At 38.9% G+C, this 14,908-nt stretch carries 17 protein-coding genes; 12 read left to right on the top strand and 5 right to left on the bottom strand.

What is annotated here, in order from left to right; all coding sequences use genetic code 11:
• The first annotated feature begins 162 nt into the window (after nt 1-162).
• From BC6307_RS18935 to BC6307_RS18915, 5 genes are read left to right on the top strand one after another with little or no spacing between them, the layout of a single operon-like run.
• Nucleotides 163-1,167 carry a FecCD family ABC transporter permease gene (locus tag BC6307_RS18935; RefSeq protein WP_066420623.1) on the top strand — a complete coding sequence of 335 codons (1,005 nt, stop codon included), beginning with the start codon at nt 163-165 and terminating at the stop codon, nt 1,165-1,167.
• Entirely contained in the window at nt 1,164-2,216 is a 1,053-nt protein-coding gene (locus tag BC6307_RS18930) for a FecCD family ABC transporter permease (RefSeq protein ID WP_066420624.1), read from the top strand. The genes BC6307_RS18935 and BC6307_RS18930 overlap by 4 nt, the downstream gene beginning before the upstream one ends.
• 18 nt (nt 2,217-2,234) lie before the next feature.
• Complete coding sequence (locus BC6307_RS18925; RefSeq protein WP_066420626.1) at nt 2,235-3,044, top strand: ABC transporter ATP-binding protein; 810 nt, start codon at nt 2,235-2,237, stop codon at nt 3,042-3,044.
• Entirely contained in the window at nt 3,041-3,775 is a 735-nt protein-coding gene (locus BC6307_RS18920) for an IucA/IucC family C-terminal-domain containing protein (RefSeq protein ID WP_066420628.1), read from the top strand. Before BC6307_RS18925 ends, BC6307_RS18920 begins: the two co-directional genes overlap by 4 nt.
• 15 nt (nt 3,776-3,790) lie before the next feature.
• The gene (locus BC6307_RS18915; protein WP_066420630.1) at nt 3,791-4,042 is read left to right on the top strand and encodes a YusU family protein; all 252 of its coding nucleotides are present in this window, start codon (nt 3,791-3,793) and stop codon (nt 4,040-4,042) included.
• A 97-nt stretch (nt 4,043-4,139) separates the two neighbouring features.
• Here BC6307_RS18915 and BC6307_RS18910 read toward each other — a convergent pair whose 3' ends face one another.
• On the bottom strand, nt 4,140-4,472 hold the full coding sequence (locus BC6307_RS18910) for a spore coat protein (protein ID WP_066420631.1): 333 nt from the start codon (nt 4,470-4,472) through the stop codon (nt 4,140-4,142).
• An 11-nt stretch (nt 4,473-4,483) separates the two neighbouring features.
• Nucleotides 4,484-4,750 carry a hypothetical protein gene (locus BC6307_RS18905; RefSeq protein WP_066420633.1) on the bottom strand — a complete coding sequence of 89 codons (267 nt, stop codon included), beginning with the start codon at nt 4,748-4,750 and terminating at the stop codon, nt 4,484-4,486.
• Between the two features lie 252 nt (nt 4,751-5,002).
• On the opposite strand from BC6307_RS18905, the gene BC6307_RS18900 reads away from it, so the two are divergent.
• The gene (locus BC6307_RS18900; protein ID WP_066420634.1) at nt 5,003-5,920 is read left to right on the top strand and encodes a proline dehydrogenase family protein; all 918 of its coding nucleotides are present in this window, start codon (nt 5,003-5,005) and stop codon (nt 5,918-5,920) included.
• Between the two features lie 386 nt (nt 5,921-6,306).
• Here BC6307_RS18900 and BC6307_RS18895 read toward each other — a convergent pair whose 3' ends face one another.
• Nucleotides 6,307-6,444: a YuzL family protein gene (locus BC6307_RS18895; protein ID WP_084380700.1), complete on the bottom strand. Its 138-nt coding sequence runs from the start codon at nt 6,442-6,444 to the stop codon at nt 6,307-6,309.
• 367 nt (nt 6,445-6,811) lie between these two features.
• Between BC6307_RS18895 and BC6307_RS18890 the strand changes: the two genes are divergently transcribed.
• The 6 genes from BC6307_RS18890 to BC6307_RS18865 all read left to right on the top strand — a co-directional run bounded on the left by BC6307_RS18890 (nt 6,812) and on the right by BC6307_RS18865 (nt 13,749).
• Nucleotides 6,812-9,196 (top strand): 3-hydroxyacyl-CoA dehydrogenase/enoyl-CoA hydratase family protein, encoded by a 2,385-nt coding sequence (locus tag BC6307_RS18890; protein ID WP_066420636.1) that lies wholly within the window; start codon nt 6,812-6,814, stop codon nt 9,194-9,196.
• A gap of 48 nt (nt 9,197-9,244) precedes the next feature.
• Nucleotides 9,245-10,423 carry an acetyl-CoA C-acetyltransferase gene (locus tag BC6307_RS18885; protein WP_066420642.1) on the top strand — a complete coding sequence of 393 codons (1,179 nt, stop codon included), beginning with the start codon at nt 9,245-9,247 and terminating at the stop codon, nt 10,421-10,423.
• Between the two features lie 53 nt (nt 10,424-10,476).
• The gene (locus BC6307_RS18880) at nt 10,477-12,261 is read left to right on the top strand and encodes an acyl-CoA dehydrogenase FadE (RefSeq protein ID WP_066420637.1); all 1,785 of its coding nucleotides are present in this window, start codon (nt 10,477-10,479) and stop codon (nt 12,259-12,261) included.
• 342 nt (nt 12,262-12,603) lie between these two features.
• Nucleotides 12,604-12,960: an arsenate reductase family protein gene (locus tag BC6307_RS18875; protein WP_066420638.1), complete on the top strand. Its 357-nt coding sequence runs from the start codon at nt 12,604-12,606 to the stop codon at nt 12,958-12,960.
• Nucleotides 12,961-13,038: 78 nt separating this feature from the next.
• Nucleotides 13,039-13,422, top strand: a complete 384-nt coding sequence (gene gcvH, locus BC6307_RS18870) for a glycine cleavage system protein GcvH (protein WP_066420639.1) — start codon at nt 13,039-13,041, stop codon at nt 13,420-13,422.
• An 81-nt stretch (nt 13,423-13,503) separates the two neighbouring features.
• Nucleotides 13,504-13,749: a YusG family protein gene (locus BC6307_RS18865; protein ID WP_066420640.1), complete on the top strand. Its 246-nt coding sequence runs from the start codon at nt 13,504-13,506 to the stop codon at nt 13,747-13,749.
• On the opposite strand, the gene BC6307_RS25135 is transcribed toward BC6307_RS18865, so the two are convergent.
• On the bottom strand, nt 13,746-14,426 hold the full coding sequence (locus BC6307_RS25135) for a hypothetical protein (RefSeq protein WP_169714893.1): 681 nt from the start codon (nt 14,424-14,426) through the stop codon (nt 13,746-13,748). The genes BC6307_RS18865 and BC6307_RS25135 overlap by 4 nt on opposite strands.
• Nucleotides 14,427-14,450: 24 nt before the next feature.
• Nucleotides 14,451-14,894 (bottom strand): hypothetical protein, encoded by a 444-nt coding sequence (locus BC6307_RS25130; RefSeq protein WP_169714892.1) that lies wholly within the window; start codon nt 14,892-14,894, stop codon nt 14,451-14,453.
• Nucleotides 14,895-14,908: the final 14 nt, after the last annotated feature.

The following is a 14,908-nucleotide window of genomic DNA, read 5'->3' as shown; positions in this document are numbered from 1 at the left end:
ATGTACCTCCAAATTTTTGGTTGATAATCATTTTCAATTAGAATATTACTTTGCTATAGCGTAATTGTCAATAACTTCTTTGAGAATGATTTTCAAAGTCGTTGACAGAGCTCTATGTATTCCCTAAACTGAAAGTAGAATATATAGATTGTAGGTTTTTGTATGTTGTTAAGAAAAAATTCTCATAAAATACTTGGATTAATTTTAGGAATCATACTACTTTGTATCTTTTTTGTTGCAAGTATTGTTTTAGGATATACGAAAACGAATATACCAATGGTGTTGGACTCTTTTTTCCGATTTGATGGTAGTAATGAACATATTATTATTCAAACTGTTCGGTTACCGAGAGCTATTATTGCTGTAATCGTTGGTGCATGTTTAGCGATTGCAGGATTATGGATGCAAGCGTTGACTAAAAATCCGTTAGCATCTCCTAGCATTTTCGGTATAAATGCAGGTGCAGGTTTTTTCGTCGTATTAGGAGTTACCTTTTTCTCTGTTCATTCCTTACAAGCGTACACTTGGATTGCTTTTGCAGGAGCAGCTGTTGCAGCGCTAGCGGTATATTTTATCGGCTCAGTAGGTAGAGAAGGACTAACACCGATGAAACTAACTCTAGCAGGAGCAGCGATTGCAGCAATGTTTTCTTCTTTAACACAAGGTTTATTAGTTGTAAATGAAACGGCACTGGAACAAGTTCTTTTTTGGCTAGCTGGAAGCATTCAAGGTAGAAAGCTAGAAACAGTGGAAGCAGTTCTTCCTTACATTACGATTGCTTTTATTTGGTCCTTCTTCATTGGGAAAAAGATGAACTTGTTCGCAATGGGAGAAGATGTTGCAACAGGATTAGGTGTTAAAACTGGGATGCTAAAAATATATGCTGCAATTATTATTATTTTTTTATCTGGTGGAGCTGTAGCAATCGCAGGACCGATTGGCTTCATAGGTATTGTTATTCCACATGTTGCCCGTTTCTTTGTTGGAACAGATCACCGCTGGCTAGTGCCATACTGTACGGTACTTGGAGGAATTCTACTACTAAGTGCAGATATCGCAGCACGATATGTACTAATGCCTCAAGAAATACCGGTTGGTGTCATGACAGCTATCGTCGGAACTCCGTTTTTTATTTACATTGCTAGAAGGGGGTTCGGAGCCAAATGAGAAAATATCGGACATTTCGGTATCGAAATCTCTTTTCTTACTTTGTAGATAATAAGTCTATTTGGGTAATCTTTTCTCTATTATTAGCAGTAGTAGGATTATTTATTATTAGTACTGGTACAGGAGAAATGAAAATAGCTCCGTGGAACGTTGTAAAGATTATTTTTGGGTATGGTGAATCGATGGAAACGCTCGTTGTACAATCGTTTCGTTTACCTAGAATCATTATGGCTCTTTTAGTAGGGATATCCTTGGCAGTGGCAGGAGCCATTCTACAAGGAATTATTCGTAACCCACTAGCTTCTCCGGATATCATTGGATTAACAGGCGGTGCCTCTGCTGCAGTTGTATTGTTCCTAGCATTATTTAGTGATAGCAACAATTCTTTAATCGTGAGCATTCAGTGGCTACCGTTGAGCGCGTTTATCGGTGCAACGGTTGTTGCGATTCTAGTTTATATTTTAGCTTGGAAAAATGGGTTGTCACCTATTCGATTAGTCTTAATTGGAATTGGTATTTCTGCTCTCATGCAAGCTGTTACAACAATGTTAATGATTTTAGGTCCAATTTATCGAGCGAGTCAGGCAAATATTTGGATTACCGGAACAGTGTACGGGACGAATTGGGATCAAGTAAAATTAATGATTCCGTGGACGATTATACTTTTCATCATAAGTTTAATGTTAGTACGTCATATTAATATACAAGAACTCGGAGACGAACTAGCAACAAGTGTAGGTAGCTCGGTTCAAAAACAGCGAGTTGGCTTACTTTTCTTAAGTACAGCATTAACTGGAGGAGCTGTAGCGTTCGGTGGCGGAATTGGCTTCGTTGGACTAATGGCTCCGCACATTGCCCGTCGGTTAGTAGGCTCATCCTTTGGTGTACTATTACCAACATCAGCATTAATAGGTGCGTTTCTTGTTATGTTAGCTGACTTAATTGGCAGAACGTTGTTTTCCCCATTAGAGATTCCTGCTGGTGTGTTTACCGCATCTATCGGGGCGCCATATTTTATTTACTTACTATATAAAACGAGAAATGCTTAACGAGAGGTGGAAAATGAAATGGATGCAATGGAAACCAAATCTTTAACATTAGCATACGGCGAAAGTATTATTATTGAAGAGTTGGACCTGCAAATACCGAAAGGGGAAATAACGGTCTTTATCGGTGGAAACGGCTGTGGAAAGTCTACGTTATTACGTTCTTTAGCCCGTTTATTAAAGCCGAAAGATGGAAGTGTACTGTTAGAAGGTGAAGCAATATCGAAACAATCAACAAAAGAAATTGCTCGCCAACTTGCAATTCTTCCACAAGGTCCTGTTGCTCCGGAAGGCCTTTCTGTTTTACAACTCGTCAAGCAGGGGAGATACCCTTACCAAACGTGGCTAAAGCAGTGGTCAGAGCAAGACGAGCAAATTGTGTGGGATGCATTACGTGCCACGGGAATGGAACAGTTTGCTGAACGACCAGTAGATTCCTTATCAGGAGGACAGCGCCAACGTGCTTGGATTGCAATGACATTAGCGCAAGAAACAGACATTATTTTATTAGATGAACCGACAACTTATTTAGACTTAACACATCAAATAGAAATTTTAGATTTACTATTTGAACTAAATGAAAAAGAACAAAGAACAATTGTCATGGTTCTTCATGATCTCAATTTAGCTTGTCGCTATGCTCATCATATTGTAGCAATTCGGGATAAAAAAATATACGCACAAGGTAAACCTGAAGACGTTATAAGTTGTGACTTAGTAAGAAACGTTTTCGATATGAATTGCCAAGTGACAACGGATCCTTTGTTTGGAACACCGTTATGTATTCCACATGGGAGAGGGCGTTGCATCGTTCCGCAAGTTAGCACATGAATTTAACAAATGCGGAGTTGCAATTTTTAGAAGAGAAATGTCGTCTTACAACTAAGAAGAGTAAATCTTCGGTTAGTGTAAAAGATTTAATGGAAGAGGGCAGTTTACAATTTTTGAAACAAATTCAACCATATATAGGGTCTGATAAAGATTATGTGACTGCCTCCCTATTGATGAAAAGATTAGCATTTTTAAGTGTGAACGTTCTGCTTTCCTTCTCGGCTTACAATAAAATAATGGAGCTTAAACTAGAGACGATTCATATAGATGATTATATAGAGAAGGAACTATGGTTACCTAAAATAAGATTTGAGCCACTACATATGAAAGAGATTGTAGAGGAAGTAGGAGCTCGAGAGGAAGCAAGAGACCAGCTGTTTAAAATACTGTTTTTTGACATTTATACTCCTATTATTGAACGGTTATCCAAAGTGGCAAATGTATCACGGTTTACACTATGGGAAAATGTGATGATTTATATTTATTGGCTTTATGAAACGTTGCTACCTTCGATTGGGAAAGAGGACATAGCTGGTGACTTTGAAGCTTTGCAATATGCGCCATCTCAATGGTTTGGATTAAATAAAAATCCAGTGAAATATTTTTATAGTGTAAAAGGTACCGTTGCAGAGAAAGCAATACGATCTCGAAAGACTTGTTGCTTCTATTATGAAACAAACGAGGAAAAATCTAGATGCAAAACTTGTCCTCTTGCATGTCGAAACTCTTAAAAAGGAGGAATCCGAATGGATGCAAAACTAAAAGACCAATTAGATGGGTTACTAGAAAAATATACAGAGCTTTTACTAGGAGAAAGTTCTCCTGAATTAAAAGAGAAGGTAGAGGCGTGGGTTGTATATTCATATATTGCAAAATCAATGCCCCCGTTAGTGAAACATTGGAATGAGCAATATCCCGATGCGAAAGATGGAATGAAGGAACTTATTTCTGAAATTAAAACATTAAATGAACAGCATCGCGCTTCCTCAGGGAAATAAAAAAAGTGGTCGATATATAAATCGGCCGCTTTTTTGAATATATTTTTATTGGAAAATCCCCCGAATGCTTTACACCCGAGGAAAGTTACAAAAATTACTACTGCATCATGTTGCCGTATGGGAATTGGTTAGAATACCCTTGGAACTGCTGATGTGTTTGTTGTAATTTTTGCGGGTCAGCTGGTTCTAAACTGTACCATCCTTTTTGAAACATAAGATTATATAGCTCTCTTTGACAATTTTGTGTTTCGTTACTAATAGCAAGTAAATCCGTGTATAACTGTTGATTACTTGCTTCATTTAATGCAGTAGAATAAGCACTTGTCATATATTTTTCAGTTGCTAAAATGTCGTTAATAAAATCACGGTCATTCATTTGTGGTGTTTTAGGTACTTGCGTTTCAGGGTTTTGTACTTTTTGCTGGTTCATATTATCCCTCCTTATTGTAATGGCTGCTGTTGTTGTGTACTTTGAGTTTGACTAAGTATTTTTTCATAGTGACGTTGATGCATTTGCCCAGCCTTTTCGATTAGTTGTTTTACCTCTTGATCTTGACATTGTTGCGCAAAATGATGTGCTTTTTTCATAGCAAGTAAGTTCCAAGACATCATATCTGCTAAGTATAAAGAGTCTTTAGTAGTGACGATATTTGGTGGTTGAGGGTAAATTGGTTGTTGCTGCCCGCCCATGTTTTGTTGTTGTTGCATGAATAGTTAACCTCCTATAATAAAATCATTTGTATCATCTCCAATGCCAATCTGTAATATACAGTTATTAAGTGTAAACGCTCCTCAACTAAACATTAGACAAAATATACATGGAACCGACAAAATTATGTATTCAAATGAAAAAAAAAATGATAGAATGATTTTGTATTTTGAAATATTTTGAATGTAACCGATTTCGTTATTTACTAGATTACAAGAGACATCATGAGGTATCCAGGAGGTTGAAGGAATATGGAACAATTAATGAGAAATTTCTTCCTATATTTATCAAAAAGTAAAACACTTACGAAGCTAGCAAGAAAATACGGACTTCGCTTTGGCGCAGGCCGATTTGTTGCTGGAGAAACGATTCAACAGGCAGTAAGTGTTATTAAAGATCTCAATAAAAAAGGTTTATCTGTCACAATTGATTATTTAGGAGAATTTATTGATACGGAAGCAGAAGCGAATGAGATGGCGGATAATTCAATAGAAGCAATTCGTGCCATTGGAAGCCAAGCGCTTGATTCTCAATTATCCCTTAAGATGACTTCAATGGGCCTAGATATTTCTGATGAACTAGTATTGAATAATATGAGACGAATATTAGACGTGGCAAAAGAAAATGATGTATTCGTTACAATAGACATGGAAGATTATGAGCGCTGTGGTAAAACGTTAGAAATATTTAAGAAGCTTCGTTCAGAATATGATAACGTAGGTACTGTTATTCAATCATATTTATATAGAACAGTATCAGATATTGAAGATTTAAATCAGTACAGTCCTAATTTACGTCTCGTAAAAGGTGCATACAAAGAATCACCAGAAGTTGCGTATCCAGATAAGAAAGATGTGGACGAAAACTTAAAGAAAATTATTAAAATGCATCTATTAAATGGAAACTATACAGCAGTTGCCTCTCATGATGATGCAATGATTGAATATACAAAGCACTTAGTAGAAGAACATAATATCCCAAGAGATCAATTTGAATTCCAAATGCTCTACGGTATTCGTGAAGAACGCCAACTGGAATTAGTAAAAGAAGGCTACAAAATGCGCGTATACGTACCTTATGGAACAGACTGGTACGGTTACTTCATGCGCCGCCTTGCAGAAAGACCAGCGAACGTAGCATTCGTATTAAAAGGAACGTTTGGCAAGTAGTAATAAAAAAGCAACCTTGTTGGGTTGCTTTTTTATTTTGTTGTAAATGAAGACCAGGTGCTGTAAACTCCGATTGCAAATAAGAGGATGGTATCGCAAATAAGAGGATGGTTACCGCAAATAAAAGAGAGCTATCGCAAATAAGAGGGTGGTTATCGCAAATAAAAGAGAGCTACCGCAAATAAGAAGTTGGTTATCGCAAATAAAAGAGAGCTACCGCAAATAAGAGGATGGTTATCGCAAATAAAAGAGAGCAATCGCAAATAAAAGAGTAGTTACCGCAAATTAAAAGATGATTATCACAGATTAAAACAAAAAACGAGGTACCAAAGCACCTCGATTCACTTTTAGTTAACGGATTAGGGCGAGCCGCCTCCGCTTTTCTATCAATGTTCCATATTATTCTTTTTATACTGTTGGTTGCCGCTCGTTTTTTTGCCGCCCATGTCGTATTCGTTGTTTGGGCCAGCGTTACCTTTGACACTTGCAGCACTTTTAGCTCTTTGAGATGGTTGTTTTTTCATCTTCACTTATGACTCACCTCCGCACCTCTATCATCCCCAAATTAAGTATGAAACATGTAAAAGAAGGTATGTTATAATGACCGTAAAAATATTTAAGAAATCTCTTTGTATATATATTGCGAAAATTTTAAATATCGTTTATAGTAATATTCAAAGGACTTCTTACTGAGGAGTTATTTTTTTCACGGTAAAAATGAATGAGTATTCATTCAAAAATAATTATAGTAAAGAAACTCACTTTGGAATTTTACGAAGTGCGGAAGCGTAATAAATGTATATGATGTATTCCGTATGTAAATTCCAACTAAAATCATTTAGTTTCCTTAATAAGAAGCTCTAATATTTGAATTAAATAGGGGGAGGAAGAATGAAACAAAGTATTAAAAAGGCTGCTGTTATCGGTTCAGGAGTTATGGGATCAGGTATTGCGGCACATCTTGCAAATGTTGGTATACCGACACTTCTGTTAGACATTGTTCCGAACAAATTGACAGATGATGAAGAGAAAAAAGGTTTAACACTATCGGATAAAGTAGTTCGCAACCGTATTGTACAATCTTCCTTACAAAAGCTTTTAAAGCAAAAGCCAGCACCATTAACAACAAAGAGTAATTTACAATTAATCGAAGCTGGAAATTTAGAAGATGATATAGAAAAGTTAAAAGACTGCGATTGGATTATCGAAGTTATCGTTGAAAACTTAGAGGTCAAAAAGTCATTATTTGAAAAAGTAGATCAACATAGAAAGCCAGGAAGTATCGTAAGCTCCAACACTTCTGGTATTTCTGTAGAAGCGATGTCAGAAGGTCGTTCGGAAGATTTTCAAAAGAACTTCTTAGGAACTCACTTCTTCAACCCACCAAGATACTTAAAATTATTAGAAGTAATTCCTACGAAAAATACAGATCCAGCTGTCGTTTCTTTCATTAAAGAGTTCGGTGAAAACGTTCTTGGTAAAGGAATTGTACTCGCGAAAGATACGCCAAACTTTATCGCTAACCGTATCGGTACTTACGGATTATTAGTAACAGTGAAAGAAATGTTAGAAGGCGGATATAGTGTCGGAGAAGTTGATTCCGTGACAGGTCCATTAATTGGTCGTCCGAAAAGTGCAACATTCCGTACGTTAGACGTTGTCGGATTAGATACATTTATTCACGTTGCAAAAAACGTGTATGACAAAGTGGAGGGTGCAGAAAAAGAAGTTTTCAACATCCCAAGCTTTATGCAAACTATGCAACAAAATGGTTGGTTAGGAAGTAAGAGTGGGCAAGGTTTCTACTTAAAACAAGGAAAAGAAATTTTAGAACTGGACCCTGAAACGTTAGAGTACGGTCCACGTAAAAAATTAAAAACTGCAGCAGTAGAAATGAGTAAGCAAGCTAAAGGTTACGGCAATAAATTGAAAGCGCTTGTATACGCAGATGACCGCGCAGGTAACTTACTATGGAATATTTTAGCTCCTGCATTAAGCTATTCTGCAGAGCTACTAGGTGAAATTGCAGACGATATCGTAGCAATTGACGAAGCAATGAAATGGGGCTTCGGTTGGGAGTACGGCCCATTTGAAACGTGGGATGCAATTGGCATAGAAGATTCTGTATTAAAAATGAAACAAGATGGCATTACTGTTCCAGCTTGGATTGATGAAATGTTAGAAAAAGGCTACCGTTCTTTCTATCAAAAAGATAACGGGGTTACTTCCTTCTATCATAACGGTGAGTACAAAGCGAAAGAAGTAAACAAAAAAGTTATTCATCTTAAAACTATTTCTGAAACAAAAGGTGTTATTAAGAAAAATAGTGGTGCAAACTTAATCGATATCGGTGATGACGTTGCGTTATTAGAATTCAGATCACCGAACAACGCTATTGGTCTAGATATCCTTCAAATGATCAATTACGCAGTGGAAGAAGTAGATAAAAACTACAAAGGGCTTGTGATCGGTAACCAAGGGAAAAACTTCTGTGTAGGTGCAAACCTTGCGATGATTTTAATGGAAGCACAAGACGACAACTTCTATGAGCTAGATATGGTCGTTCGCATGTTCCAACAAGCGATGATGAATATTAAATATAGCAACAAGCCAGTTGTAGCAGCTCCGTTCGGTATGACACTTGGTGGAGGAACGGAAGTAAGCTTACCAGCAGCCAAAATTCAAGCTTCTAGTGAAACATACATGGGATTAGTAGAAGTGGGAGTAGGTTTAATCCCTGGTGGCGGAGGAAATAAAGAGCTTTACTTAAAGCACTTAAACTCCATGCCGAAAGGGCTAGATTTTGACTTGCAAAAAGTTGCGAACAAAGTGTTTGAAACGATTGCGACGGCAAAAGTATCTACCTCTGCACACGAAGCTCGTGACCTACATTTCTTAAATGAAAAAGATAGTGTGAGCTTCAATGGAGATCACTTAATCCATGATGCAAAGCAATCAGCATTAAACCTTTTTGAAGCTGGCTATACAGCACCAGTTCGTCAAAAAATCCCGGTAACTGGAGAAACTGGATACGCAACGATGCTACTAGGCGCGCACAACATGCACTATTCCGGTTATATTTCTGACCATGATCTAAACATTGCGAAAAAGTTAGCAAACGTTATTGCTGGTGGAAAAGTTGCATACGGAACTCTAGTAGATGAGCAGTACTTATTAGATATCGAGCGTGAGGCATTCTTAAGCTTACTAGGTGAACTGAAAACACAACAAAGAATGCAACACATGTTAGTAAAAGGCAAACCATTACGTAATTAATAGATACCTATATTTATAGAAAAAACAATGTGAAGGTGGGGGAGCATGTTGAAAGAAGCTGTCATCGTAGCGGGTGCGAGAACACCTGTCGGTAAATCAAGAAAAGGTTCATTAGCGAACGTTCGTCCTGATGATTTAGGTGCATTAGTAGTAAAAGAAACGTTAAGAAGAGCTAGTAACTACGACGGGCCAATCGATGATTTAATTTTCGGTTGTGCCATGCCTGAGGCAGAACAAGGGTTAAATATGGCTCGTAATATTGGAGGATTAGCAGGGCTTCCGAATAGTGTACCAGCTATTACAATTAATCGTTACTGCTCATCGGGGCTACAAACTATCGCATACGCTGCTGAAAGAATTATGTTAGGTCATGCGGAATCGATCATCGCTGGTGGAGCGGAATCAATGAGTATGGTTCCGATGGTTGGTCACACTGTTCGACCGAACGCACGCCTAGTGGAAACTGCTCCTGAATATTACATGGGCATGGGTCATACTGCAGAGCAAGTGGCGCAAAAGTACGGAGTAAGTCGTGAAGATCAAGATGCATTCGCTGTACGTAGTCACCAAAGAGCAGCAGCAGCTATTAAAGAAGGTAAATTTGTTGATGAAATCGTTGGAGTCGATGTAACGGTAAGAAATGTAGGACCAGACAATAAATTAAAAGAAAAAACATTTACGTTCTCTCAAGATGAAGGTGTTCGTGAAAACACAACGATGGAAATATTAGCGAAATTAAGACCAGCATTTAACGTCCAAGGATCTGTAACTGCTGGTAACTCTTCACAAACGAGTGATGGTGCTGCATCTGTACTAGTAATGGAAAGAGAAAAAGCAGAAGCACTAGGTTTAAAACCAATCGCTAAATTCCGTTCCTTTGCAGTAGGTGGAGTTCCGCCGGAAGTAATGGGAATTGGTCCAGTAGTTGCAATTCCGAAAGCATTAAAGCTTGCTGGATTAGAGCTTTCTGATATCGGTTTAATCGAGCTAAACGAAGCATTTGCATCTCAAGCAATCCAAGTAATGCGCGAGCTTAACTTATATGAAGACAAAGTAAACGTTAACGGTGGAGCAATCGCTCTTGGCCATCCACTAGGATGTACTGGATCAAAACTAACGTTAACTTTACTTAACGAAATGAAACGTCGAAACGAACAGTTCGGATTAGTAAGTATGTGTATCGGTGGCGGAATGGGTGCCGCTGGTGTATTCGAACTATTAGCATAATTTTGTAAGGCCCTCTCATACGGGGGCCAATCATACAATAAGGGGGATTTACCATGTCAAATACAGTTGAAAACGTTGTAAAAGGCGGAAGCTTTTTAATTGAAGACTTAACAGCTGATAAAATTTTCACTCCAGAAGATCTAAACGATGAGCATAAACTGATTGCGAAAACAACGGAAGACTTCGTAGTAAACGAGGTTGTACCTAACATTGAAGAAATTGAACATCATAACTTTGATGTTTCTGTAAAGTTACTAAAAGAAGCTGGCGAGCTTGGATTATTAGGTGCAGATGTACCTGAAGAGTACGGCGGATTCGGTTTAGACAAAATCAGTTCTTCTTTAATTACAGAAAAATTCTCTAGAGCTGGTGGATTCTCTTTATCTTACGGCGCACATGTAGGGATTGGATCTTTACCAATCGTATTATTCGGTAATGACGAGCAAAAGAAACAATACTTACCTTTCTTAGCAACAGGTGAAAAAATTGCTGCTTACGCGTTAACGGAGCCAGGTTCAGGTTCAGACGCTTTAGGTGCAAAAACTACTGCAAAATTAAACGAAGAAGGCACTCACTACGTTCTAAACGGTGAAAAACAATGGATCACAAACGCTGGTTTTGCTGATGTATTCGTAGTGTACGCTAAAGTAGACGGCGAGCACTTCTCCGCATTCATCGTTGAGCGCGAATTCTCAGGAGTTTCTACAGGTCCAGAAGAAAAGAAAATGGGTATTAAAGGATCATCTACTCGAACGTTAGTATTAGAAGATGCAGTTGTACCGAAAGAAAACTTATTAGGTGAAATTGGTCGCGGACACGTAATCGCGTTCAATATATTAAATATCGGTCGTTACAAATTAGCAGTTGGTACTGTTGGTGGTTCCAAGCGTGGAGTAGAATTAGCTGCTCAATATGCAAACCAACGTCAACAGTTCAAAACGCCTATCGCAAAATTCTCTTTAATTCAAGAAAAAATCGCGAACATGGCAACAAAAACATATGCGGCAGAAAGCTCTGTATACCGCACAGTAGGTTTATATGAGAACAACCAAGGTGCATTGACTCTTGAGCAAGAAAAAGATCCAAAAGCAGTTGCAGCAGCAGTTGCAGAATACGCAATTGAGTGTTCTTTAAATAAAGTATTCGCTTCCGAAACACTAGACTACGTAGTAGACGAAGCTGTCCAAATCCATGGTGGGTACGGATTCATGGCTGAGTACGAAGTAGAAAGAATGTACCGTGACTCTCGTATTAACCGTATTTTCGAAGGTACAAACGAAATTAACCGTCTTTTAGTGCCTGGTACGTTCTTACGTAAAGCATTAAAAGGTGAACTTCCATTAATTCAAAAAGCAATGCAACTTCAAGAAGAATTAATGATGCTTATGCCTGAAGAAGTTGGCGATGGCGTTTTAGACCAAGAGAAATATTTATTAAAGAACGCAAAAAAAATTGCGATCTTAATGACAGGTTTAGTCGCGCAAAAATACGGTAAAGCATTAGAAAAAGAACAAGAGCTATTAGTTAACATTTCTGATATCATCTCTAACGTCTATGCGATGGAATCTGCTATTCTACGTACAGAAAAAGCAATCCAAAAAAGCGGCTTAGAGAAAAATAAACAAAAAGTATTATACACAGAAGTATTCTGTCAAGAAGCATTCAATGCTATTGAAGCAGATGCAAAAGAAACGTTAGTTGCAGCAGAGAGTGGAGACACTTTACGCATGATGATTTCAGCATTACGTAAATTTACTCGTCATAATCCAATCAATGTAATCGAGAAAAAACGTGAAATCGCTGCAGCAGTTTTAGAAGCTGAAAAATATACTGTTTAATTAGGTCCATTTTTAACCCCTTTAAAAATGATTCTATAAAAAGAAAGGACGGCATGTAAAATGTCGTCCTTTTATTTTTGTAGAACATTGATTTTCTTAATGGGAACCACTATAGCTTTCGCTGTCGTCATAGGCAAAGGGCTTCGGACTAACCCGTAAAATATGAAAATTTGCAGAGGAACGAACAGCTGTAATTACATAAATTTAAGAAAGTATAAAAGAAAAGAGGTTTTTTGCAGAAAACGTCGAATATGTTGGGAAGACTGCATTTTGTTATTAGAACTATAGTGTATGATTGTGCTACAATATGGAGTAAATAACAAAGTAAGGTGGTTGATATTAGTGAGCGTAACGTTTTATTGGTATCCAAAATGCGGCACTTGTAGAAATGCAAAAAAATGGTTAACTCAAAATGAAATCGAAGTCAACGAAATACATATTGTTGAAAATCCACCAAGTCGTGATGAACTTCATGAACTATATAAAAAAAGTGGATTAGAACTAAAAAAGTTCTTTAATACTAGCGGTATGAAATATCGTGAACTTGGGTTAAAAGATAAACTAAAAACGGCTACAGAAGAAGAGATGTTAGAGCTTTTAGCATCAGATGGTATGTTAATTAAACGTCCAATTACGACAGATGGTACGAAAGTGACTGTTGGATTTAACGAAAAGCACTTTGAAGAAACATGGAAATAAAACCATTTTAGAAAGCTATCTACTTTAAAAAAGGGAAGCTTTACATAAATTTATACTATCTTTAAGGAGGATTTTTTTATGAACACACCAAAAGAATTACGTTATTCTAAAGAGCATGAGTGGGTAAAAGAAGAAGGAGGTAAAGTGCGTATCGGTATTACGGACTTTGCACAATCTGAGCTTGGAGATATCGTATTCGTTGAGCTTCCAGAAGTAGGAGATGAAGTAACGGTTGACGATTCATTCGGAAGTGTAGAATCAGTTAAAACTGTTTCTGAGCTTTATTCACCTGTTAGTGGAAAAGTAGTAGAAGTAAATGAAGATTTAAACGATAACCCAGAATTCGTAAATGAGTCTCCTTACGAAAAAGCATGGATGATTGTTGTAGAACTTTCTGATAGCAGTGAAGTAGATAATTTAATGACTGCAGAGCAATACGAAGAGTTAGTAAAAGAAGACTAATAACGTTATTTCATTTTGGACACTCTAACTGATATAAAGCAGAATTCAACCTGCTTATAAGCAAATAAAAGGGTGGAGAAAATGACACTTCAACAACAACGTTTAGATATAACTGACCGTGTTACAGGAAAACTGTGTGATACCGGCTTTCAATTGTATTTAGAAAATGATCCAATTGGACAAGTCACATTCACACCAAACGGTAACGAATTCGAGCTTAAATCTGGCTTCGAACAAAACGGTTCAAAAATATACCAACAAGTACACGTCCCAACAAAGCCTGACATGAAATACGTCGACTGTGACGACGAAAACGGTTGGTGCTAAGAAAAACGGAGCAAATAACTGCTCCGTTTTTTCTGTGTTCCATTAAGAAATGGATAAAACGTGGAGACCGTGGAACGGAGCGGCCTCACACTCAATCCAACAGCAGTCACTATTCGGCCAACCGGGCTCACATTCACGCCAACCGCAATCACTATTCGGCCAAGCGGCCACACATTCACGCCACCAACAGCCACTATTCGGCCAACTGGCCTCGCATTCACGCCACCTGAAGTCACTATTCGGCCAACTGACCTCGCATTCACGCCAATTGCAGCCACTATTCGGCCAACTGGCCACACATTCACGCCACCAGCAGTCACTATTCGGCCAACCGGGCTCACATTCACGCCAACCGCAATCACTATTCGGCCAAGCGGCCACACATTCACGCCAATTGCAGCCACTATTCGGCCAACTGGCCTCGCATTCACGCCACCTGAAGTCACTATTCGGCCAACTGACCTCGCATTCACGCCAATTGCAGCCACTATTCGGCCAACTGACCTCGCATTCACGCCAATTGCAGCCACTATTCGGCCAACTGGCCTCACATTCACGCCACCAGCAGCCACTATTCGGCCAACCGGGCTCACATTCACGCCAACCGCAATCACTATTCGGCCAAGCGGCCACACATTCACGCCAACAGCAGTCACTATTCGGCTAACCGGAGCCACATTCACGCCACCAGCAGTCACTATTCAGCCAAGCGGCCACACATTCACGCCACCAACAGCCACTATTCGGCCAACTGGCCTCGCATTCACGCCACCTGAAGTCACTATTCGGCCAACTGACCTCGCATTCACGCCAATTGCAGCCACTATTCGGCCAACTGGCCACACACTCACGCCACCAGCAGTCACTATTCGGCCAACTGGCCTCACATTCACGCCAACCGCAATCACTATTCGGCCAAGCGGCCACACATTCACGCCACCAGCAGCCACTATTCGGCCAACCGGGCTCACATTCACGCCAACCGCAATCACTATTCGGCCAACCGGAGCCACATTCACGCCACCAACAGCCACTATTCGGCCAACCGGGCTCACATTCACGCCAACCGCAATCACTATTCGGCCAAGCGGCCACACATTCACGCCACCAACAGCCACTATTCGGCCAACCGGCCTCACTTTCACACCAGCTGCGAACC

The organism is Sutcliffiella cohnii, assembly GCF_002250055.1.
Classification (GTDB): domain Bacteria; phylum Bacillota; class Bacilli; order Bacillales; family Bacillaceae_I; genus Sutcliffiella; species Sutcliffiella cohnii.
The sequence above is the reverse complement of the archived record's forward strand: the minus strand, read 5'-3'. Positions and strand labels throughout refer to the sequence as shown.